Source organism: Segatella oulorum F0390 (assembly GCF_000224615.1).
In the GTDB taxonomy this organism is placed as follows: domain Bacteria; phylum Bacteroidota; class Bacteroidia; order Bacteroidales; family Bacteroidaceae; genus Prevotella; species Prevotella oulorum.
Genome location: NZ_JH114215.1, coordinates 123,776 through 135,388, shown reverse-complemented (window position 1 = coordinate 135,388; position 11,613 = coordinate 123,776). Strand labels below are relative to the sequence as shown.

The 11,613-nt window shown below is 51.2% G+C and carries 13 protein-coding genes; 11 read left to right on the top strand and 2 right to left on the bottom strand.

Features of this window, described 5'->3' with window-relative positions:
- The first annotated feature begins 438 nt into the window (after positions 1–438).
- The 9 genes from HMPREF9431_RS00585 to HMPREF9431_RS12655 all read left to right on the top strand — a co-directional run bounded on the left by HMPREF9431_RS00585 (position 439) and on the right by HMPREF9431_RS12655 (position 9,052).
- A complete protein-coding gene (locus HMPREF9431_RS00585) occupies positions 439–1,677 on the top strand; it encodes a 3-phosphoshikimate 1-carboxyvinyltransferase (protein WP_004379088.1) in 1,239 nt (412 codons plus the stop codon).
- Positions 1,674–2,060, top strand: a complete 387-nt coding sequence (locus HMPREF9431_RS00580; RefSeq protein WP_004379087.1) for a hypothetical protein — start codon at positions 1,674–1,676, stop codon at positions 2,058–2,060. Before HMPREF9431_RS00585 ends, HMPREF9431_RS00580 begins: the two co-directional genes overlap by 4 nt.
- Positions 2,053–2,850, top strand: coding sequence for a metal ABC transporter permease (locus HMPREF9431_RS00575; protein WP_004379086.1), 798 nt, complete (start codon positions 2,053–2,055; stop codon positions 2,848–2,850). The genes HMPREF9431_RS00580 and HMPREF9431_RS00575 overlap by 8 nt, the downstream gene beginning before the upstream one ends.
- On the top strand, positions 2,847–5,831 hold the full coding sequence (porW, locus tag HMPREF9431_RS00570; protein WP_004379085.1) for a type IX secretion system periplasmic lipoprotein PorW/SprE: 2,985 nt from the start codon (positions 2,847–2,849) through the stop codon (positions 5,829–5,831). Before HMPREF9431_RS00575 ends, porW begins: the two co-directional genes overlap by 4 nt.
- An 89-nt stretch (positions 5,832–5,920) precedes the next feature.
- Complete coding sequence (gene tsaE, locus HMPREF9431_RS00565) at positions 5,921–6,331, top strand: tRNA (adenosine(37)-N6)-threonylcarbamoyltransferase complex ATPase subunit type 1 TsaE (protein WP_004379084.1); 411 nt, start codon at positions 5,921–5,923, stop codon at positions 6,329–6,331.
- 147 nt (positions 6,332–6,478) lie between these two features.
- Complete coding sequence (locus HMPREF9431_RS00560; protein ID WP_040560603.1) at positions 6,479–6,853, top strand: YraN family protein; 375 nt, start codon at positions 6,479–6,481, stop codon at positions 6,851–6,853.
- A 29-nt stretch (positions 6,854–6,882) separates the two neighbouring features.
- Positions 6,883–7,701: a biotin--[acetyl-CoA-carboxylase] ligase gene (locus HMPREF9431_RS00555; RefSeq protein ID WP_004379082.1), complete on the top strand. Its 819-nt coding sequence runs from the start codon at positions 6,883–6,885 to the stop codon at positions 7,699–7,701.
- Positions 7,688–8,398: a UMP kinase gene (gene pyrH, locus HMPREF9431_RS00550; protein WP_004379081.1), complete on the top strand. Its 711-nt coding sequence runs from the start codon at positions 7,688–7,690 to the stop codon at positions 8,396–8,398. The genes HMPREF9431_RS00555 and pyrH overlap by 14 nt, the downstream gene beginning before the upstream one ends.
- 375 nt (positions 8,399–8,773) lie before the next feature.
- Entirely contained in the window at positions 8,774–9,052 is a 279-nt protein-coding gene (locus tag HMPREF9431_RS12655; RefSeq protein ID WP_040560601.1) for a hypothetical protein, read from the top strand.
- A 242-nt stretch (positions 9,053–9,294) separates the two neighbouring features.
- On the opposite strand, the gene HMPREF9431_RS12650 is transcribed toward HMPREF9431_RS12655, so the two are convergent.
- Positions 9,295–9,447, bottom strand: coding sequence for a hypothetical protein (locus tag HMPREF9431_RS12650; RefSeq protein WP_155812898.1), 153 nt, complete (start codon positions 9,445–9,447; stop codon positions 9,295–9,297).
- A 296-nt stretch (positions 9,448–9,743) separates the two neighbouring features.
- Here HMPREF9431_RS12650 and HMPREF9431_RS00535 point away from each other — a divergent pair, with 296 nt between their 5' ends.
- A complete protein-coding gene (locus HMPREF9431_RS00535; RefSeq protein ID WP_004379078.1) occupies positions 9,744–9,968 on the top strand; it encodes a hypothetical protein in 225 nt (74 codons plus the stop codon).
- Positions 9,968–10,375, top strand: coding sequence for a putative toxin-antitoxin system toxin component, PIN family (locus HMPREF9431_RS00530; protein ID WP_004379077.1), 408 nt, complete (start codon positions 9,968–9,970; stop codon positions 10,373–10,375). Before HMPREF9431_RS00535 ends, HMPREF9431_RS00530 begins: the two co-directional genes overlap by 1 nt.
- A gap of 109 nt (positions 10,376–10,484) precedes the next feature.
- Here HMPREF9431_RS00530 and HMPREF9431_RS00525 read toward each other — a convergent pair whose 3' ends face one another.
- Positions 10,485–11,321: a DUF6261 family protein gene (locus HMPREF9431_RS00525; RefSeq protein ID WP_004379076.1), complete on the bottom strand. Its 837-nt coding sequence runs from the start codon at positions 11,319–11,321 to the stop codon at positions 10,485–10,487.
- Between the last annotated feature and the right edge of the window lie 292 nt (positions 11,322–11,613).

Below are 11,613 nucleotides of genomic sequence, written 5' to 3'. Positions count from 1 at the left end.
TAATCCGTTTTCGTTTAAAAACACGTTAGTGAGCGGCTCGCTAATCCGTTTTCGTTTAAAAACACGTTAGTGAGCGGCTCGCTAATCCGTTTTCGTTTAAAAACATGTTAGTGAGCGGCTCGCTAATCCTTTTTCATTTAAAAACATGTTAGTGAGCGGCTCGCTAATCCTTTTTCGTTTAAAAACATGTTAGTGAGCGGCTCGCTAATCCTTTTTCGTTTAAAAACATGTTAGTGAGCGGCTCGCTAATCCTTTTTCATTTAAAAACACGTTAGTGAGCGGGGGATTTTCTGTCTCCAACCGGGAAACCAACGAACTCCACAACATAGCCAACCGAAAATAAGGCGGAGTAGGCGCATTTCAAACCTCATGGGGTTTGATTTCTCACTTTTTGTTTGTACTTTTGCAACAACATCGAAACAGGTAACATTCCACAGCATGTTCTATACAATTCAAGCACCCGACGAACTCAACATCGCCCTGCAAATTCCGGCCAGCAAAAGCATCAGCAACCGCGCACTCATCATGCAGGCACTCACGAAAGGCACCACCACATTACATCATCTGAGCGACTGCGACGACACCCTTGTGCTGCAACATGCACTGCACAACATGCCCCGTACCATCGATATTCACGGCGCCGGCAGTGCCATGCGCTTTCTAACGGCCTATCTGTCGATTGGCGAGGGCGAGCACATCCTCACCGGAACAGCACGCATGCAACAGCGTCCCATCGGCAGCTTGGTAGACGCGCTGCGGCAACTTGGCGCAACCATTCACTACGAAGGGCAACCGGGCTTTCCTCCCTTGCGCATCCAAGGCCACCCCATCGAGGGCGGAACGATTGAAATTCCGGGGCATGTGAGTTCGCAATTCACCACGGCGCTACTCCTCATTGCACCCACCATGCCGCAGGGGCTGACACTGAAACTCACCGGCGATATCAGCTCGCGCCCCTATATCGACCTAACGCTTTGCATGATGCGCGATTTCCATGCCAAAGCCGATTGGATCGACAGCAACACCATTCGCGTGGAACCGCAACCCTATGCGCCCTGCTCCTACACCATAGAGAGCGACTGGACCGCCGCCAGCTATTGGTATGCGCTCATGGCATTGGCACCCGAAACAACTGCCCACGTGCAACTCATGGGCCTGATGGATGGTTCGATTCAGGGCGACTCGGTGGTGAAATATCTCTTTTCGCTCTTGGGCATCAAAACCCATTTCGCTTCCACCGAGCACGGCCTACCCACCACCATCACACTGCATCGCCAGCCATGCCCGCTCCATCGCTTAGACTACAACTTCACAGGCGCACCCGATTTGGCACAAACCTTTGTGGTGTGCTGTGCGCTCATGGATGTGAAGTTTCATTTCAAAGGGCTGCAAACCCTCACCATGAAGGAATGTAACCGCATCGAGGCGCTGCAAACCGAAATGCGAAAGTTGGGCTACGTGATAGACACGGCCAACGACGACGAGCTATTTTGGGAAGGCGAACGCTGCACACCATCGACCGAACCCATTGAAACCTATGCCGATCATCGCATGGCATTGGCCTTTGCGCCGGCCGCTTTCCGCATCAAGGGGCTGCGCATCAACCACCCCGAAGTGGTGAGCAAATCCTATCCCCACTATTGGGACGACCTCAAAAAAGCCGGCTTCCACCTATGATTTATCTGCTGCTTTCACTCCTTGCCTTAGGCCTTCTCACAGCCATTGGCACGTTGCTCGCCCATAAAAAAGGCGAGCCCGAGGCGCCCCTTGTCGTGCATGACTCGTGTGCCACCTGCTCGGGTGAGAACGATCTCTGCGAACAAGAATGCATGATGCTTGCAGCCACGCAACCCATAGAATATTTCGACGACGAAGAACTCGACCGTTTTAAAGGGCGTGCGTCCGACGATTTTAGCGACGACGAGGCCGAAGCCTTTACCGAAGTGATGCAAACCATGCGTCCCGATGAGGTGAAAGCATGGAACAGAAGCCTCATTCTGCGTGGCATCAACATGCCCAACCAAATTAAAGACGATTATATAGCGTTAGCCCATGATTGACCTGCTTCACTACACCTTCTTCCAAAATGCCCTCTTAGGGGCGTGTTTAGCCAGCATCGTTTGTGGCATCATCGGCACCTATATCGTGGCGCGTCGTCTGGTGTTCATCAGTGGTGGCATCACCCACGCATCGTTTGGTGGCATCGGTTTAGGTGTTTTCCTGGGCATCAACCCCATCCTTTCGGCCACGCTTTTTGCCATCTTGAGTGCCTTTGGCGTGGAATATATGGCGCAAAAAGAGCATGTGCGCGAAGACTCGGCCATCGCCTTGTTTTGGACTTTCGGCATGAGCGTTGGCATCATTTGCTGCTTCCTCACGCCGGGTTTCATTCCCGATCTGCCCTCATTCCTCTTCGGCAGCATCCTCACCATCGACACTTCCGACCTCTTATTCCTTGCCGTGCTGGCCGTGGTGGTCATCCTTTTTGTGGCGTTGTGCTATCGTGCGGTGCTCAGTGTAGCCTTCGATCGCACCTTTGCCCTATCGCAAGGCCTACCCGTGCGCGCCATTGAATATGTCATGATGGCCCTCATCGCCATGACCATCGTGTCGACTTTGCGCATGGTGGGCATCGTGCTCTCGCTCAGTCTGCTCACCATTCCGCAAATGACCGCCAACCTCTTCACCTGCCATTTCAAGCGCATGATGCTGCTTTCCATTGGCTTTGGCTGGATAGATTGCCTCCTTGGGCTAAGCCTCAGCTACCTGCTCAACGTGCCTTCGGGCGCAACCATCATCTTTGTGAGCATCCTTGTTTTCGGCATTTCCAAACTCCTCGCCAAACAATGAATGCTAAATTTGCCGCCATTTCAGCATGTTTTGCCATGCTATTGCTATCGAATTGCGCCACAAAACGCAACACTTTAGCCACGCGATGGTGGCAATCGTTTCACACGAAATATAATGTCTACTACAACGCCTCGGTGGCCTATATCGACGCTTCGTTGGAAAAAGAAAACGAACATCACGACCATTTCACCGAACAACTGCCGCTCTATACCATCGGCAACAAAGAGAGTCGCGCCATAGGACAAGCCCATTACGACCTCGCCATTGCCAAATGTGAGAAAGCTATTCGCCTGCACAGCATCAAACGCCACCCCGTTTGGGACAAAAACCGCCGCAAAACGCCCGAAGATGTTGAGTGGCTTAACCGACGGGAATATAACCCCACGATGTGGAAGGTGTGGCTCTTGATGGGACGTGCGCAATTCTTCAAAGGCGATTTCGAAAATGCCATCTCCACCTTTGCCTACATGAGCCGCCTCTATGCCACGCAACCCGCCATCTATCAACGGGCACAAGCCTGGTTGGCCAAAAGCTATATTGAGGCCGGTTGGCGCTATGATGCCGAAGAGGTGCTGCGCAACATGGCGCGCGACTCCATGCACTGGCAGGCACAAAAAGAATGGGACTACACCTATGCCGACTACTATCTGCACACGGGCGACACGCAACAGGCCATCGTCTATTTGCAACGCGTCATCCAACACGAGATGCGGCGCAAACAAAAAGCGCGCGAGTGGTTTCTCTTGGGGCAACTGCTCACGCAACAAAAACAGCCCGCACAGGCCTACGAGGCTTTCAAAAAGGTGATTGCACTCAATCCCTCCTACGAGCTTTCGTTTCATGCCCGCATCGCCATGACCGAGGTAATGGCGCCAGGTAACCAGCAAAAGATGATTGCAAAATTGCGCCGAATGGCACGCAACGAAAATAATCAGGCCTATCTCGACCAAGTGTTTTGTGCCTTAGGCAACATCTATCTTGCACAACGCGATACACTCCGCGCCATCGAAGCCTACGAACAAGGCAACGAAAGCGCCACGCGACAAGGCATAGAGAAGGGCATGCTGCTGCTCAAACTCGGCAATCTTTATTGGGACAAAGAACGTTTTAGCGATGCCAAGCGCTGCTACGACCAGGCCATTGGCTTGTTAGACCGCGACCGAAAAGACTATGACCGTTTGGCGCTTCGCCAGCAACAATTAGAACGGCTCGTGCCGTTTACCGATGAAGTGGCATTACAAGACTCGCTGCAACGCCTATCAAAGATGAGCGATGCACAGCGCAATGCCATCATCAAACGCATGATTGCAGCACTAAAACAAAAAGAACGCCGAGCCACACAGCCCCAAAACGACAACATTGCTACAGGCTTTGCACAACCCATACCAACACCCGGTGCAGGCAGCAACACATGGTATTTCTACAATCCGGTGTTGGTGGCACGAGGCATTGAGCAGTTTCAACGCACATGGGGGCACCGAAAAAACGAAGACAACTGGCAACGCGAAAACAAAACGGTGGTCAACATGGATGACATCGCCGCAGTTCCTAACGACACGCTCAACGATAAAACCGAAAAGGACATTGCGCAACAGCATCAAGCATCCGACTCCTTAGACAATGATCCCCATCAACCGGCTTATTATCTCAAGCAAATTCCGCATACGCCAGCGCAATTACAAGCCAGCAACGAAAAGCTTTCGCAAGCCCTTTTCCACAGCGGATTGCTCTTTAACGACCTGCTCGACCGCCCCGATCTCAGCCAACACTACCTGTTGCGCCTGCTGCATGAGTTTCCATCCTTTGCACAACGCGATGAAGTGTATCACCGGCTGTATCTCATCTACATGCGCCAACAGCAACCCTCCTTGGCACAACACTACCTTCAACGACTCGAACAGGAATATCCGCAGAGCGAAACGGCGCGACAGTTGCGCAGTCCCCATTATGCAGAGGACGCGCGCCGAGGTGAACAAATTGAAGATTCGCTCTACACAGCCGCCTACGAAGCTTTTAAACATGATGATGAAAAGCGCGTTGACCAGTTGTTTGAAACAGCACAGAAACGTTTTCCGAAGGGCAACAATCACGATAAATTTCTCATGATCAGTGCCCTCAATCAGCTCCATCAAGGCCGTCTTTCGACCGCTTTGCAACGGTTGAACACGCTTCTTTCAGCCCACCCCAACAGCCCACTCATCACCATGGCGGGCATGATCATCAACGGCATTCAGGCGGGAAAGACACCCCATAATGGTCGATTCGATCTTGAAAATGTGTGGCAACAGCGCAGCGAAGTGCTCAACGATAGCGATGCCTTGCACCAAGTGAAATTCAGCAACGAGCGACAAACTCCCTTCCTCTACGTGATGGTCTATGCGCCCGATGCCGTGAATGAAAATCAATTACTGTTCGAGTTGGCCAAATACAACTTCACCAACTATCTCGTGCGCAATTTCGATATTAAGATTGAGCGTCACGAAGGCGTGCATCAAATGGCGGTCGGAGGCTTTCAAAACTACGACGAGGCACTGCAATATGCGCGTGCTGTTCATCAACAAATAGCCATCCAAGGCCTAAGCAAACAGGCACGTTCCGTCATCATCAGTCAAGAAAATGAGGCGCTCATCGGCCATCCCTTCAGCTATCGGGACTACGAAAAGTTTTATCAACAGCATTTCGCACCGCTCAAAATATCGACTTTGCAACTGCTCACCGAACCCGTAAAAACGGTGACCAAGCAGCCCGAGAAGCCCACAACGGCCGAAGACATTGACCGCGAATTGGAGCGCATCATCAAAGAAGACGGCAGCGAATATCCCATCGATTCTACCGATTGGAACATCAAGCGCACGAAAACAGCGCAAAAGGTTGATGCCAAAACGCCGAAAAAAGCGAAGTCCGAAAAATCGAAGCCTCCTGTGAAAACAGTGAAACCGCTCGATTTAGACGATGAATATTATGATTTAGAAGGGTTTTAATGCCCGCAAAAAAGGCGACAGATGCACAACTCACAAAGCAGAACCGCAGCGTGAGAACATAGAAATAGAACAACAAAAATAAAGTAAAAATGGAAATTATCATCCCATCACTCAGCAGCATCAATGAGGCTGCACAACAATTTCTCGCTCAAATGGGCGACCATAAAGTCATTGCCTTCTATGGAAAAATGGGCGCAGGCAAAACCACTTTCATCAAAGCACTTTGCCAAACCTTAGGTGTTGAGGACGTAATCACCTCGCCCACTTTCTCTTTGGTCAACGAGTATACCGACCGCGAGGGCAACAGCATCTTCCACTTCGACTTCTATCGCATCAAAAAGTTAGACGAGGTCTACGATATGGGCTATGAGGATTATTTCTATGGGGGCAGCCTTTGCCTCTTGGAATGGCCCGAACTCATCGAAGACATTCTGCCCGAAGAGGCCCTGAAAGTAACCATCACCGAAGAAGCCGATGGCAGCCGCAAATTAAAGTGGTAAGCGCCCATCCTGCAGATGTGGCACGATGGCAACGGGTAGAACAAAGCAACCCAAGGTGCATGCTTCATAAAAAAGCAACGGGCACGGCACTGAAAGAGAGCTTTTCGATAGAAAAATCGTATTTTTGCAGCATCGATTCTCACAGAAATGGCAAAACATAACGACATGGGTCGCATGGGCGAGGAATTCGCCGCACGCTATTTGGCCCAACAAGGCTACGACATCATGGAGCGCGATTGGCAACAAGGCTCGCGCGATTTAGACATCATTGCCCGAACGCCCGACGGCATCACCGTGGTGTTTGTGGAGGTGAAGACGCGCACCTCAGACGAAATTATGCTGCCCGAAGAGGCCGTCACACCACAGAAAATCCGCCATTTAGGATTGGCAGCACATGCCTATGTGCAAGAGAAAGTGCTCGATGACGAGGTGCGCTTCGACATCATCAACGTCATAGGCACCTCGCCCGACAACTTTCAGTTAGAACATATCGAAGATGCTTTTAACCCCTTGCTGCGCTAAGCACGTGGCACAAGAAACAGAAACAAAAAATGTGGTTTTTTAAAAAGAAACAAAAGGCGCCGCAATGGAACATCACTTGGCTCGACGAAGTGGACTCGACCAACGATTACATGCGCCAACAAAACGCAACAAGCAACGAGCGACTGTGTGTGGTGGCGGCCGATTTTCAACGCAAAGGGCGCGGACAGGGCAGCAACACCTGGGAGAGTGAGGCTGGCAAGAACCTGCTCTTCAGCATCATGACACACCCCACCATGGTGCCCATCCGCACACAATTCCTGCTCTCAATGGCTGGCGCTTTGGCACTGAAACAAGCCTTAGACGCCTATACTGACGGCATCTCGCTGAAATGGCCCAACGATGTTTATTGGAACGACTGCAAAATCAGCGGAACACTGATCGAGACTTCCATCGCTCACGGACACATTAAGGATTGCGTGTTTGGCGTGGGACTGAACGTCAACCAAACGCAATTCCGCAGCGATGCGCCCAACCCCATCTCGTTGGCGCAAATCGTCGGCTACGAAATCGACCGCCGGACACTGCTCAACGATATTCTAACGGCCTTCGACCAGTATTATCGGTGGATTGAAAACGGCCAATATGCCGACCTCTCGGCCTGCTATCATGCCGCGCTCTACCGTCGCAAAGGCTTCCACACCTATCGCGACACAGCCACCAACGAAACCTTTGAAGCAGCCATCATCGAGGTGGAAGACGACGGCACCTTGGTGCTGCGCACGCCCGATGGGCACATTCGCGAAGCACAATTCAAAGCGGTGGAACATGTGTTGCCCACTCCAACAGAACGAAAAAACGAACAAACAAAAGAATATGGCAAGATTTAAACGCATTTTATTAAAGCTCAGCGGCGAGAGCCTCATGGGCGAACAAGGACACGGCATCGACCCACAACGGTTGGCCGACTATGCTCGACAAATTGAAGAAGTGCACCGGATGGGTGTGCAAATCGGCATTGTGATTGGCGGCGGCAACATCTTCCGCGGGCTCAGTGGCAGCCAAAAAGGATTCGACCGCGTCAAAGGCGACCAAATGGGCATGTGCGCCACAGTCATCAACTCCTTGGCCCTGAGCAGCGCATTGGGGGCCATCGGCGTAAAAAACAAAGTGCTGACAGCCATCCGCATGGAGCCCATCGGCGAATTTTACAGCAAATGGAAAGCCATCGAAGCCATGGAGGCGGGCTACGTCTGCATCTTCTCGGCCGGCACGGGCAGCCCCTATTTCACCACCGACACGGGCAGTTCGTTGCGCGGCATTGAGATAGAAGCCGACGTGATGCTGAAGGGTACGCGCGTGGATGGCATCTACACCGCCGACCCCGAGAAAGACCCTTCGGCCACGAAATTCACCACTATCACCTACGATGAGGTCTACACGCGCGGACTAAAAGTGATGGACCTCACCGCTACCGCCATGTGCAAGGAAAACAACCTGCCCATCTATGTGTTCAACATGGACATCTATGGCAACCTTAAACGCGTGATGGACGGCGAGGACATCGGAACCTTGGTGCACAATTAACCCTGCACCAGCCCACTCCATCCAAACGAAACCATAGGGGCGGCGCCTGTGTGCCCGCCCAAACGTCCGCGCAGCGATGTTTCCATACAAAAAATACACACATTGTACGCGGGGGATCGAACGATGGATGCGCCCTTGTAGGGCGACGCGGGCGGGCACACAGGCACCGCCCCTACCCATCTCCATCATATTTTTCCACGCAATCCCACACAAACAAAATAACCATTTACGCACAATCCACCCAAACGAAACCAACCGCCCACGCGCAATCCTCCCAAATGAAACCGTAGGGGTGGTGCCTATGTGCCCGCCCAAACGTCCGCGCAGCGGCGTTTCCATAACAAAAATACACGCATTGTGCACGGGGAATGAACGATGGATGCGCCCTTGTGGGGCGACACGGGCGGGCACACAGGCACCGCCCCTACCAATCTCCATCATATTTTTCCACGCATTCCCACACAAACGAAATACCGTTTGCACACAATCCACTCCAACGAAACCAACCGCCCCTACCAATCCCCACCAAACCACGCGGTGTGCCATTACCTCATCACATTGTACATTCGACAGTTTACGCCAACCACACGCGGTGTGCCCATACCCCATCGGGGTTATACTTTCGATAGCGCAGGGTTGGCAAGTGCAACGTAGCCTACCCTGGGTAACAATGCAAGCGAGGAGGCTACCCCCTTGGGGGTTGTACTTTTTCTCATCGCACATCCTTACCACATGCGGCGAATGGATTATTCGCGAATGATTTCCCCACACGAAAATTGATTTTAAAAAGTACAATACCGATGGCATAGGTTCCCTTCCACGACTTTACCCAGGGTAGATTTCGCTGCGCTCAATCAACCCTGCGCTATCAAAAGTACAACACCGATGGTGTTGGTTCATGTGCACCGTTTTCCCAACAAACAAACAAAACCACCCACACACAATCCACCCCAAACGAAATCAACCGTCCCACGCGCAATCCACCCAAACGAAACCGTAGGGGCAGCGCCTGTGTGCCCGCCCGAACGTCCGCGCAGCGGCGTTTCCATACCAAAATATATTTACGCATCATGTATCATGCACGAGGATTTAACGATAGATGCGCCCTTGTGGGGCAACACGAGCGGGCACACAGGCACCGCCCCTACCAATCTCCATCATATTTTTCCACACAATCCCACACAAACCAAATAACCATTTACACACAATCCACCCAAACGAAACCAACAGTCCACACGTAATCCTCCCAATGAAACGCGCACCTAATGGAAAAAGATGATGGATTATTTGGAATGATGAATGGAAAAGCCTATCTTTGCCCCACATACAAAATATAACAACAACGATGGAAAAACAAGCAGGTTTGAATACCACGCAGTTATATCTGCTGAAACTATTCGCGCAAAATGACTCGCCACAACGCTTAAGCGAGCTGAAAACGGTGTTGGTGGATTTCTATCAACAAAAATTAAACGGCAAACTCAACACCCTTTGGGAGGCCGACATCATCACCCCCGAGAAGTTAGAAGAAATCAAACACATGCACCTACGCACGCATACGGATCATTGATGGAATATATTGTTCTCGACACCAATTGCCTCATCCTCTCCCTCCCCGAAAAGAGCCCCTATCATCAAGTGTGGCGCTCTTTTCTGCAAGGAGACTACATCCTGTGTGTCTCCAATGAGATCATGGCCGAATATGCCGAGATTATTAGCCGCTTTTGGGGTGAAGATATTGCCAACGACGTGCTGAATATCCTTATTAGTAGCGACAATACACGCTGTTTTACGCCCTATTTTAAATTTGGTCTTATTGCTGCTGATGCCGACGATAACAAGTTTGTAGATTGTGCCATTGCAGCCAATGCACGTTTCATCGTCACAGAAGACAAGCACTTCGATGCACTGAAAAACATAGATTTCCCACGGGTTGAGGTGATTGGAATAGACACTTTCCTTCACCAGTTGCTTTAAACACACACATCGGGGGCGGAAATGCATCGCGCACTCCCGCCCCCATTCTTTAAAACAAGTTGTGTATGCAAACAGGCATCGAAATGATGCCCTTTTGTTTTAAAGCAAGCTATTTCTTTGGTGTGATTGTGGCATCGCCCTGACCTTTGCCGCCCGGCTTCTTGCCATCAGGTGATTTTCCGCCGTCGCCGGGTTTCTTATCGTCACCCGGTTTATCGCCATCCGAAGGTTTTTTGCCGCCCTTCTTTTTCTTCGGCAACACCTCGTGTTTGTAGCGGTCGATGTGCTCGTTGAGGAACTTGGCCAAGGCGTCATAATCGGTGGTGCCGGAGACCATCGCCAACGCATTGACGAACTTCACGAGGTGGCGATAGGCGGCATCGGTAGCCAAACGCGCCTGACGGAGTTCGCCGGCGGCAACGGCCGATTGTGCGGTGGTGCGGTTGACGATGAACTGCTCCACCTTGGCATTGGCCTCCTTCAGCGGAGCAACGAACAGCGTGAGCCCGAGCTTCGTCACCTGCGCGGCATACTTTATTTCGAGATCGGCGATGAAATTGTGTAGCAAACCTGTTTCGCGGTCCAGTTGCATCGCAGGGTCGATGCGATAATCCACCAAACATTGCTGCAGTTCCTTGGCCGCCTGCGCCACATCGGGCACGGGCGCATCCGTCAATCCCTTAATCGATTTGCGCAACCCGCGAAAAATGTTGTCGCGCTTATCGTCGGCCGCCTTGATGTCGTCCGTGATGAGGCTCTTTTGCGAAATCACCAAACAGCGATCCTCCTCCTTCACCGCGGCCGCCAACGCCTCGATAGCCTTTTTCGCCGCAGCATTCGTGCTCAGTGCCGTCTCCGTCGCGAAACGGTCGCTCACCACTTTCATAAACTCATAGTGCGCGCCATTGTTGATGTTCATTAAATTCATTCCTTGAATGTCAATCATAATAAATACTTTTTTGTTAAACAATAAAATTTATCTTTAGCGATTACTTTCTTTTGTTTCAGTGCTTGCATAAGCTATGCAAGCGCCATTTTTTGCATTTTGTCATTTGCATAAGCTATGCAAGCGCCATTTTTTGCGTTTTGCCATTTGCATAGGCTATGCAAGCGCCATTTTTTGCGTTTTGCCATTTGCATAGGCTATGCAAGCGCTATTTTTTGCGTTTTGCCATTTGCATAGGCTATGCAAGCGCTATTTTTGCGTTTTGCCATTTGCATAGGCTATGCAAGCGCTA

Bases quoted from the DNA above. Each gene is read 5' to 3' on its own strand.
- porW (WP_004379085.1), top strand. From the start codon at position 2,847: ATGAATGCTAAATTTGCCGCCATTTCAGCATGTTTTGCCATGCTATTG.
- tsaE (WP_004379084.1), top strand. From the start codon at position 5,921: ATGGAAATTATCATCCCATCACTCAGCAGCATCAATGAGGCTGCACAA.
- HMPREF9431_RS00555 (WP_004379082.1), top strand. From the start codon at position 6,883: ATGTGGTTTTTTAAAAAGAAACAAAAGGCGCCGCAATGGAACATCACT.
- HMPREF9431_RS00535 (WP_004379078.1), top strand. From the start codon at position 9,744: ATGGAAAAACAAGCAGGTTTGAATACCACGCAGTTATATCTGCTGAAA.
- pyrH (WP_004379081.1), top strand. From the start codon at position 7,688: ATGGCAAGATTTAAACGCATTTTATTAAAGCTCAGCGGCGAGAGCCTC.
- HMPREF9431_RS00575 (WP_004379086.1), top strand. From the start codon at position 2,053: ATGATTGACCTGCTTCACTACACCTTCTTCCAAAATGCCCTCTTAGGG.
- HMPREF9431_RS00525 (WP_004379076.1), bottom strand. From the start codon at position 11,321: ATGATTGACATTCAAGGAATGAATTTAATGAACATCAACAATGGCGCG.
- HMPREF9431_RS00560 (WP_040560603.1), top strand. From the start codon at position 6,479: ATGGCAAAACATAACGACATGGGTCGCATGGGCGAGGAATTCGCCGCA.
- HMPREF9431_RS12650 (WP_155812898.1), bottom strand. From the start codon at position 9,447: ATGGAAACGCCGCTGCGCGGACGTTCGGGCGGGCACACAGGCGCTGCC.
- HMPREF9431_RS00530 (WP_004379077.1), top strand. From the start codon at position 9,968: ATGGAATATATTGTTCTCGACACCAATTGCCTCATCCTCTCCCTCCCC.
- HMPREF9431_RS00580 (WP_004379087.1), top strand. From the start codon at position 1,674: ATGATTTATCTGCTGCTTTCACTCCTTGCCTTAGGCCTTCTCACAGCC.
- HMPREF9431_RS12655 (WP_040560601.1), top strand. From the start codon at position 8,774: ATGGATGCGCCCTTGTGGGGCGACACGGGCGGGCACACAGGCACCGCC.
- HMPREF9431_RS00585 (WP_004379088.1), top strand. From the start codon at position 439: ATGTTCTATACAATTCAAGCACCCGACGAACTCAACATCGCCCTGCAA.